Origin of the sequence: Streptomyces lothianensis, assembly GCF_047779955.1 — a bacterium.
Classification (GTDB): Bacteria; Actinomycetota; Actinomycetes; order Streptomycetales; family Streptomycetaceae; genus Streptomyces.
In genome coordinates, this window is the sequence record NZ_JBLMKT010000103.1 from 1 (window position 1) to 2,948 (window position 2,948).

Annotated in this window: 1 protein-coding gene; it reads right to left on the reverse strand. The window is 69.9% G+C overall.

From position 1 onward, the window contains the following. Nucleotides 1–2,948: type I polyketide synthase (locus ACLF6P_RS29745; RefSeq protein WP_415954524.1), on the reverse strand; the 2,948-nt coding region annotated here is incomplete at both ends.

Below are 2,948 nucleotides of genomic sequence, written 5' to 3' on the forward strand. Positions count from 1 at the left end.
TCGGGCAGCGCGAGCGGGGCCTGGAGCGTGAGATCGTCAAGGACCGGACAGCCGATGCGGTCGCCGGCGTGCAGCGCCAGCTCGACGAAGGCGGTGCCCGGCAGCAGTACCGTCCCGAAGACAGTGTGGTCCGCGAGCCAGGGGTGGGTGTCCAGGGAAAGACGGCTCGTCAGGACGAGCCCGTCGCCGCCGGCGAGGAGCACTTCGGCGCCCAGCAGCGGGTGCTCGGCCGTCCGAAGCCCGAACCCGGACGGGTCGCCCGTCACGGCTCCGGACAGAAGCCAGTAGTGCTGGTGGTCGAAGGCGTACGTGGGCAGGTCGGTGCGCTGGGCGCCGGTTCCTGCGTAGTACGTCGTCCAGTCGACCTGGGTGCCGTGGGTGTGGAGTTCAGCGAGGGCCGTGACGACCGCGTCCGTCTCGGGGCGGTTCTTGCGGAGCGCCGGGACGAAGACGGTGTCCGCGTCAGCGGTGGTGGTGTCCTGGGCCATGGCGGACAGGACACCGCCGGGGCCGAGTTCGAGGTAGGTGGTGACGCCCTGGGATTCCAGGTGTCCGATGCCGTCCGCGAAACGCACCGCCTCACGGACATGCCTCACCCAGTAGTCGGCGGTGAGGAGGTCGTCCCCGGCCAGCTCCCCGGTGAGGTTGGAGACCACGGGAATCCGCGGGGCGTGGAACGTCACCCGCTCGACCACGGTCCGGAACTCGTCCAGCATGGGTTCCATGCGCGGCGAGTGGAACGCGTGGGAGACCTTCAGCTTCTTCGTCTTCTCGAACCGGGACGCGATCTCCTCGACCGCGTTCTCGTCGCCGGAGATCACGACGGAGGTCGGGCCGTTGACCGCCGCGATCGACACACCGTCCGTGAGGAGGGGGAGGATCTGGTTCTCGGTTGCCTGGACGGCGACCATGGCTCCGCCGGTGGGCAGGGCCTGCATCAGCCTGCCCCGCGCCGCCACCAGGGTCGCCGCGTCCTCCAGGGACCACACACCCGCCACATGAGCGGCAGCCAACTCACCGATCGAATGCCCGAGGAGATAGTCCGGGGTGATGCCCCAGTGCTCCATCAGCCGGAACAACGCCACCTCGACCGCGAACAACCCAGCCTGCGTGAACACCGTCTGGTCCAGCAGGTCCGACTCGGCGTCGAACACGACGTCCTTGACCGGACGGTCCAGGTGCCGGTCCAGTTCCGCGCATACGGCGTCGAACGCCTCCGCGAACACGGGGAACGCCTCATACAGTTCACGGCCCATACCGGCCCGCTGCGAACCCTGACCCGAGAACAGGAACGCCGAACGACCCGCCGACACCGTCCCCCGGACCAGACCCGGGGCCGTGCCGCCGGATGCCAGGGCTTCGAGTCCTCGAAGGAGTGCGTCCCGGTCCCCGGCCACGACTGCGGCGCCGTGTTCGAAGTGCGAGCGGGTCGAGGCCAGGGACCAGCCGATGTCGGTGATCGAGGCCTTGTCGTCCGTACGCACACGTGCGAGCAACCGCTCCGCCTGACCCGCCAGGGCCTGCGGCGACTTCGCCGACAGCACCCACGGCACCACCGGAAGCACAGCCGCCGATTCCTCGGTGACCTCCGGCTCCTCCTCCACCGCCTCCAGAATCACGTGCGCATTCGTCCCGCTGACGCCGAACGAAGAGACGGCGGCGCGGCGCGGGCGGTCGTCCGTTTCCGGCCAGTCACGGGCCTCGGACAGGAGCTCGATGGCCCCGGCCTCCCAGTCCACCTTCGTGGAGGGACGACCGACGTGCAGGGTCTGCGGCATGCGGCCGTGGCGCATGGCCATGATCATCTTGATGATGCCGGCGACACCTGCGGCGGCCTGGGTGTGGCCGATGTTCGACTTCAGCGAGCCCAGCCACAACGGGCGGCCGTCCTCGTCCCGCTCCTGACCGTAGGTGGCGAGCAGCGCCTGGGCCTCGATCGGGTCGCCCAGCGTCGTACCCGTACCGTGCGCCTCCACCGCGTCCACATCCGCCGCTGACACACCCGCATTGGCGAGTGCGGCGCGGATGACACGCTGCTGGGAGGGACCGTTCGGGGCGGTGAGGCCGTTGGACGCGCCGTCCTGGTTGATCGCTGAACCGCGTACGACGGCGAGGACCTGGTGGCCGTTGCGGCGGGCGTCCGACAGCCGCTCCACGAGCAGCATGCCGACACCCTCCGACCAGCCGGTGCCGTCCGCGTCGTCGGAGAACGACTTGCAGCGGCCGTCGGCCGCGAGACCGCCCTGGCGCTGGAAGTCGATGAAGGCGGTGGGAGTGGCCATGACGGTGACACCGCCCGCGAGCGCCATGTCGCACTCGCCGGAGCGCAGCGCCTGCGCCGCCAGGTGCAGGGCGACCAGCGAGGACGAGCAGGCCGTGTCGACCGTGACCGCCGGGCCCTCCAGACCCAGCGTGTACGCGATACGGCCGGTGACGACGCTGCCGGTGTTCCCGATCCCGAGGAACGCCTCCACGCCCTCCGGCACGGCGTTCGGCGACATCGCGTAGTCGTGGTACATCAGGCCCGCGAAGACGCCCGTACGGCTGCCGCGCAGCGTGGCGGGTGCGATACCGGCCTGTTCCATGGCCTCCCAGGACGATTCGAGCAGCAGCCGCTGCTGCGGGTCCATGGCCAGGGCCTCGCGCGGGGAGATCCCGAAGAACGCCGGGTCGAAGCGACCGGCCTCATGCAGGAACCCGCCTTCCAGGGAGAGCTCCTGGTGCTCCGCGTTCGTGTCGAGCAGGGCGTCGAGGTCCCAGCCTCGGTTGGTGGGGAAGGGGGTGATGCCGTCGGTGGCGGTGTTGACGAGGTTCCAGAGGTCGTCGGGGGTGGTGACGTTGCCGGGGTAGCGGCAGGCCATGCCGACGATGGCGATGGGTTCGTCGTCGGGGTTGGTTGTGGTGGTGGGGGTGGTGGCTTGGTGGGTGGTGGTGTCGTTGAGGAGTTC